7 protein-coding genes are annotated in these 6,819 nt (G+C 72.4%); 5 read left to right on the top strand and 2 right to left on the bottom strand.

What is annotated here, in order from left to right:
* The coding region (locus tag EST92_RS30360) for a molybdopterin molybdotransferase MoeA (RefSeq protein ID WP_135789082.1) at window positions 1-1,326 on the top strand (1,326 nt) is incomplete at its 5' end.
* Between the two features lie 54 nt (window positions 1,327-1,380).
* On the opposite strand, the gene EST92_RS30355 is transcribed toward EST92_RS30360, so the two are convergent.
* Window positions 1,381-2,490, bottom strand: a complete 1,110-nt coding sequence (locus EST92_RS30355) for a potassium channel family protein (RefSeq protein ID WP_129283888.1) — start codon at window positions 2,488-2,490, stop codon at window positions 1,381-1,383.
* A gap of 51 nt (window positions 2,491-2,541) precedes the next feature.
* Here EST92_RS30355 and EST92_RS30350 point away from each other — a divergent pair, with 51 nt between their 5' ends.
* From EST92_RS30350 to EST92_RS30335, 4 genes are all read left to right on the top strand, one after another.
* Complete coding sequence (locus tag EST92_RS30350) at window positions 2,542-2,739, top strand: hypothetical protein (RefSeq protein WP_129283887.1); 198 nt, start codon at window positions 2,542-2,544, stop codon at window positions 2,737-2,739.
* 10 nt (window positions 2,740-2,749) lie between these two features.
* The gene (locus tag EST92_RS30345) at window positions 2,750-3,727 is read left to right on the top strand and encodes an NAD(P)H-quinone oxidoreductase (protein ID WP_006604486.1); all 978 of its coding nucleotides are present in this window, start codon (window positions 2,750-2,752) and stop codon (window positions 3,725-3,727) included.
* 835 nt (window positions 3,728-4,562) lie between these two features.
* A complete protein-coding gene (locus EST92_RS31735; protein ID WP_129283886.1) occupies window positions 4,563-4,778 on the top strand; it encodes a hypothetical protein in 216 nt (71 codons plus the stop codon).
* Between the two features lie 139 nt (window positions 4,779-4,917).
* Window positions 4,918-5,478 (top strand): bacterial proteasome activator family protein, encoded by a 561-nt coding sequence (locus EST92_RS30335; RefSeq protein ID WP_174244177.1) that lies wholly within the window; start codon window positions 4,918-4,920, stop codon window positions 5,476-5,478.
* 123 nt (window positions 5,479-5,601) lie between these two features.
* On the opposite strand, the gene EST92_RS30330 is transcribed toward EST92_RS30335, so the two are convergent.
* Window positions 5,602-6,819: protein kinase (locus tag EST92_RS30330; RefSeq protein ID WP_135789081.1), on the bottom strand; the 1,218-nt coding region annotated here is incomplete at its 5' end.

Here is a 6,819-nt window from a genome sequence, read left to right as displayed (position 1 = left end):
GGCGAGGTGCCAGGGGACGGCGGCCCCCGCTCCACGCCGGCCGCCGTCCCCTGGCACCTCGCCAGGGAGATCGCCCGGAGAGCCGTGACCGAGCCGCCCGCGCCCCGGACCTCGGCGCTCGGCGCCGCGCTCGGCCGTACGCTCGCCGCCCCGCTCACCGCGCTGACCGACCTGCCGTCCTTCGACACCTCGGCGATGGACGGCTGGGCGGTCGCCGGCCCCGGCCCCTGGCGCCTCGACCACCCCGCCGACACCCCCGAAGCCGATCTCCCGCCCGGCATCCTCGCTGGTCACACCGCCACCGACGTGCTCCTCGACGGTCATGCGATCGCGATCGCCACCGGCGCACGCATCCCGTCCGGGGCCACCGCCGTCCTGCGCAGCGAACACGGCGAGGTCCGTGCCCCGAGCGGCGGCGGGCGGCGGCTGTACGCACCGCAGCCGGTGCCGCCCGGCCAGGACATCCGTCCGCGCGGCCAGGAGTGCCGCCGCGGCGACCAACTGCTGCCGGCCGGCGCCCTGGTGACCCCCGCCGTCCTCGGCCTGGCCGCGGCGGCCGGCTATGACGAGCTGACCGCCCATCCCCGCCCGCGCGCCGAAGTCTTCGTCCTGGGCGACGAGTTGCTGGACGACGGACTGCCCCAGGAAGGCCTGATCCGTGACGCGCTCGGTCCGATGCTCGTCCCCTGGCTGCATGCGCTGGGCGTCGAGACGCCCGCGGCGCGTCACCTGGCCGATGACGCCGACACCTTGTACGCCGCGCTCGCCGCGTCCACCGCCGACGTGGTGATCACCACCGGCGGCACCGCGTCGGGCCCCGTCGACCATGTGCACCCCACCCTGCGCCGGCTGGGCGCGGAGGTGCTGGTGGACGGTGTGGCGGTGCGCCCCGGCCATCCCATGCTGCTCGCCCGACTGGCCCCGGGCAGGCACCTCGTCGGCCTGCCGGGCAACCCCCTCGCGGCGGTGTCCGGGCTGTGCACGCTCGCCGAGCCCCTCCTGTGCGCGCTCGCCGCCCGCCGCCCCGCCCCGCCGTACCGCGTGCCGCTGGCCGCTCCCGTCCACGGGCATCCGCACGACACCCGGCTCGTTCCGGTGGCTTACCGCGACGACGAGCGGTACGGCCTGTCGGCGGCGCCGCTGCACTTCCGTGGCCCGGCCATGCTCCGCGGGATCGCCGCCGCCGATGCGCTGGCGGTCGTTCCGCCCGGCGGCGCGAAGCGCGGGAACGGGGTCGAACTCCTGGAAATTCCCTGGCCGGCGGGTTGGTCGGCGGGCTGGGCACCGGACGCGCCGACGGACTGGCACGCCTCGGGGGAGCGGTAGGCCCGCCGCCACCGCGGGCCGCGCGGATGCGCCCGCGCCGTCCGGTACGGCGGGTCAGTCGCTCGGCACCGCCTGCCGGATGGTGATCACGCGGTCGGTGAGCTCCAGCGTCGCGGCCTGCGGGTCGGTGTAGTGCAGTACCCGGTGCCCCCGTACCACCGCCACGACCAGGTCTTCGAGCTCGCGGGGGGAGCGGCCCGCCTCGCTCCGGGTCACCGGCCGTTCGTCGAGGTCCAGCCCGCTCCCGTACGTCAGCAGGTCCTCCAGGATCGTGCCCACGTGCGGGCTGGCCATGGACATCCCCAGCAGCCGGCCCGCCGAGCTGGAACTCGTGATGACCAGGTCGGCTCCGCTCTGCTTCAGCAGCGGTACGTTCTCGTCCTCCCGGACCGCCACCACGATCGAGGCGTGCCGGGTGAGTTGGCGTGCCGTCAGGGTGACCAGCGCGGCGGTGTCGTCCCGCTGGGTCGCCACGACCACGCGCGCGGCACGCTGCAACTCGGCCCTGGTCAGGGTGTCGGAGCGGGTCGCGTCGCCGTGCACCGCCACGAAGCCGTCACTGCTGGCGGCGTCCACGGCGGTCTTCTGCGGATCGACCACGACGATCTGCTCCCGGGGGACGCCCTGTCCGATCAAGGTCTCGATGGTGCGGCGGCCCTTGGTCCCGTATCCGATGACGACGACGTGATCTCGCATGCGGGACCTCCAGCGGTGGATGCGTACCTGGTGCCGGGTGCGCGCGGTGAGGACTTCGAGCGTGGTGCCGACCAAAATGATCAGGAACAGCACCCGGAGCGGCGTGATGACCAGGATGTTGGTCAGGCGTGCGCCATCGCTGACCGGGGTGATGTCGCCGTAGCCGGTGGTCGAGAGGGTGACCGTCGCGTAGTAGGCCGCGCCGAGGAAGGTGACCTCGTCGTGGGCGTTGTCGCGGTACCCGTCGCGCTCGAACCAGACGATCAGGGTGGTGACGGCCAGCACCGCCAGCGCCATGAGCAGCCGGCGCAGCACCTGCTGGAGCGGCGGCGTCATCCCTTGCGCGGGCAGGACGATGGAGCGGCCGGCCTCCGCGTCGTCCTTGGCTTCGGCGCTCGACAGCGACCAAAGAGAGCGGAACAGCGGGAATCTGGCGGTCCTGCGGCGCGGTTGCTGCTCGTCGCTCATCCGGCCGCCTCTCCCTGAACGGCTCGATCCGCGGCGGTCTGTGAGGGGGACATGGCTCCCATGCTCCGTGATCCGGAGGCTCGTGCGCACACGGTGGTCACCGGACCGGTGGCGGACGACGGCGCCGCGCGGCCGGCGGTGCCCGGTGCGCCGAGCGCCCAACGGGCCGGCCTCTGTGCAGGTGGGAAGGCTGGCCCGGTGGTGATCCGCGGGCCCCGCACCGTCGCCCTGTACGCGGACGACGAGTAGCCTCGCGCCCATGCGAGCGATCACTATCCCGGAGCCCGGTGGCCCCGAAGCACTTGTCCGGGCGGACGTGCCCGATCCCCAGCCCGCTGAGGGCGAGGTCCTGATCGAGGTTGCGGCCAGCGCCGTGAACCGCGCGGACCTGCTCCAGCGTCAGGGCTTCTACGACCCGCCGCCCGGCTCCTCCCCGTACCCCGGCCTGGAGTGCTCGGGGCGGATCACCGCGCTCGGCCCCGGTGTGCACGGCTGGGCCGTCGGCGACGAGGTGTGCGCGCTGCTCGCGGGCGGCGGATACGCCGAGCAGGTCGCCGTTCCGGCCGGGCAGGTGCTGCCGGTGCCGGCCGGCCTGGATCTGGTCACGGCCGCCGCACTGCCCGAGGTGACCTGCACGGTCTGGTCGAACGTCTTCATGATCGCTCACCTCCGGCCCGGCGAGACCCTGCTGGTCCACGGCGGTGCCAGCGGCATCGGCACGATGGCGATCCAGCTGGCCAAGGCGGTCGGCGCACGGGTCGCGGTCACCGCGGGCGGCCCCGAAAAGCTGGCGCGCTGCGCCGAGTTGGGCGCCGACATCCTCATCGACTACCGCGAGCAGGACTTCGTGCAGGAGATCCGCAAGGCCACCGACGGGGCGGGCGCGGACGTCATCCTCGACATCATCGGCGCGAAATACCTGCAGCGGAACGTCAAGGCGCTGGCGGTCAGCGGACGGCTGGCGATCATCGGGTTGCAGGGCGGGGTGAAGGCGGAGCTGAATCTCGCCGCTCTGATGGCCAAGCGCGCCGCGATCACCGGCGCCGGGCTGCGGGCCCGCCCGCTGAACGAGAAGGCGGCCATCGTCGCCGCCGTACGGGAGCACGTCTGGCCGTTGATCGCCAACGGTCAGGTCCGGCCGATCGTGGACCGCACGCTCCCGATGGCGGAGGCCGCCGAGGCGCACCGCATCGTGGAGGCGAGTGCGCATGTCGGCAAGGTCGTGCTGACCGTCTGAGCCGACCGGAACGACCGCCCGGCCCGTGCCTGCCCCTCCCGCATGCCCGACGGGTAACCCGCCTGATATGTCTGAGATGCCGTGAATCTCATCACATGTGACGCTGGACGGGTCACTCGACGGCTCGGCACGGGAGGGGCATGTGGTCGCTCCAGGATTCCGTTCGCGCATTGCCACCGGTCTGTTGGTGGCTTCCGTCGTCCTGCCCGTTCCTCTGGGCACCACCCCCGCGGTGGCTGCGGACCGACGGGCCACTCCGGTCGACCGCCCCTCCCAACCAGCCCGCCCGGATGATCAGCGCGACGACGACGGCCGGGACGACTACGGAACCGGCGACTTCGGGCTGGGCGGCTACGCCGACGATCTGACGCCTGGCTCCTCACCGGCCGACGGCCGGGGGACGGGGCGGGCGCACCCCGGGCACTCCGGGGCGTCCGCGCGGGTCCCGGGGCTGCCGGACCACTTCCCGGGCCTGCCGCCGTACGCCCTTCCGGGGTCCTCGCACCGGCCTCCGCATCATCACTTCGGTGGACGTCGCGGGCACGGAGAGTGGCGTCACCACCCGCATCACCGGTTCGGCCCCGATTTCATCGGGCCGATGCCCCCGTTCGGTTTCGCGGGCCCCGAGGGCAGGGGCAGGGACTTCCCCCGGCGGGGGCATCACGGTCCGCCCGGCCCGGGAGGCCCGCCCGGTGCCGACCGTGGGCACTCCCTGCCCGGCCGGCAGGCACCGGCGCGGAAGCACTCCAAGCCCGCGGGGTCCGCATCCCGTGGGACGGCCGTCCCGGCAGGATCGTCCGCCTCGCACCGCCACAACGTCGCTGACCAGCGGGCCGTGCGCTCCTATGACGTACTGCCGCCGCTGCCGACTGCCGCCCCGAAGAAGGACGGTCCCGTGCCGGACGGCGTGGACGGTGAAACGGCGACGGACCGCCCCTACGCCATGGAGACGCCCGCAGCCCCGGTGGAGCGGGTCCTGCCGATGGGTGCCGGTCTTGCCCTCACCGGCCTGGGGCTGGCCTTCTTCGCCCTTCGGCTGCGCCGCAGCTGAAGTCCGACGGTTTCACGTGAAACAGCCGGGAATCGCTTGTTTCACGTGAAACCGCGGCAGCTGTATCCCCTCGGAAGGGTGGATCACGTTCTCCAGGGGGCACCACCGTTCATAACCCCTGGTGCGAGAGAATGGCGGCATGGATATGCCGATGAACGAACGGTCGCAGGAGAACCCGCACGTCCTGGTTGTCGGCCCGGACGGCATGGCGCTCGGCAGCGCCGGCTCCGGTGGCGGGGACGGCGAAGAGTCCCGCGAGACGCCGGTGACGGACATGGTCGAACAGCCTGCGAAGGTCATGCGCATCGGCAGCATGATCAAGCAGCTGCTGGAAGAGGTGAAGGCCGCGCCTCTCGACGAGGCGAGCCGGGTCCGTCTCAAGGAGATCCACGCCAGCTCGGTCAAGGAGCTGGAGGACGGGCTGGCGCCCGAACTGGTCGAGGAGCTGGAGCGGCTGTCGCTGCCCTTCACCAATGAGTCGGTGCCGACGGAGGCGGAGCTGCGGATCGCCCAGGCCCAGCTGGTGGGCTGGCTGGAGGGTCTCTTCCACGGCATCCAGACCGCGCTGTTCGCTCAGCAGATGGCGGCTCGTGCCCAGCTGGAGTCGATGCGCCGTGCGCTGCCGCCCGGCGTCGCGGCGATGGACGGCGAGGAGGGGCAGCCCGGTCACGGAGGCGCCCGCTCGGGTCCGTATCTCTAGGGAATTCCCTGGAATCGTCGGCCGGGGCCGCCGGCACGCCGCATACACAGACAGAACGGGCCGGCACGCAGGGTGCGTGCCGGCCCCTCCGTCAGGTACCGGAGACCCGTGGGCCGGTTGCCGTCAGTCGCTGCGGCCGGTCGAGATGGTCAGGTCGATGGTCTGGTCCGTGTCCGGGTACCACCAGCTGACAGCGGCCGGGCTCTGATCCGTGACGGTGTTCTTGCCCCAGATCGAGCTGTCCTCTTCGTCGACGATCTTGTACTTCCAGCCGGCCGCCTCGATGCACTTCTTCACCGAGTCCAGGTTCTTGAAGCGGAACGACGGGACGAGGATCTTGCCCTTCTCGCTGTAGCTCTTGGTCGGGTGGGTGCACTCGGACGTCAGGATCGTCGCCGTCTTGTCCTCGGGCCGGACGCTCTCGGTGGGTGAGGAGTACGACGAGTACGTCGGGGTCGGGGTCACGCCCCCGCCGTGGTCCTCGCTGGAGCCGGCGCTCAGACCGATACCGATCGCGATCGCGGTGACCACGACCACACCGATGATCGCCGAGATGACGATCACCGCGGAGTTGCCCTTCCGGCCGCCGGGACCGCCGGTCGACGGCATCGAAGCCGTGACGGGCGGGGGCGGCGGGGTGTACGCCTGCGGGGGTGGGAACCCGCCCGCGTTGAACGGTGCCGGGGCGGGCCCAGGCGTGGGCGTCGGATAGGCGTTGTTCGGCGGCGGGGGCGTCGACGGCCCGAACCCGGCCGCCTGGGTCGGCTGATACGGCTGCTGCACGTTCGGCGGGGCCGGAGTGTGCGGGGCGCCGGAAGCGGAGGGGAACACCGCGGAGGAGACGGACGAGCCGCTGGTGCGTGCCGGCGGGCCCCCGCCGATGATCAGCGGTGTCGCGCCGGACTGCCCGGACCCGACGATCCGCAGGCATTCGTCCCGCATCGCCTCCGCGGTGGGGAACCGCTCATTGGGGTTCTTCTTCAGCGCCCGGGCCACCAGCGCGTCCACGGCCGCCGGCAGCGAGCTGTTGATGCTCGACGGGACCGGGGGCTCTTCCTGGACGTGCGCGTAGGCGATGGCGAGCGGGGAGTCCGCGTCGAACGGCAGCTGGCCGGTCAGCAGCTCGAAGAGCATGATGCCGACGGAGTAGAGGTCGGAGCGGGCGTCCACACCGCGGCCCAGCGCCTGCTCGGGCGACAGGTACTGCGGCGTACCGACGACCATGCCGGTCTGCGTCATCGACGTCACGCCGGACTGCATGGCCCGGGCGATGCCGAAGTCCATGACCTTGACGGCGCCGCTGTTGGTGATGATCACGTTCGCGGGCTTGATGTCACGGTG

The sequence above is a fragment of the Streptomyces sp. TM32 genome, assembly GCF_004122755.1.
GTDB classification, from domain to species: domain Bacteria; phylum Actinomycetota; class Actinomycetes; order Streptomycetales; family Streptomycetaceae; genus Streptomyces; species Streptomyces sioyaensis.
The sequence above is the reverse complement of the archived record's forward strand: the minus strand, read 5'-3'. Positions and strand labels throughout refer to the sequence as shown.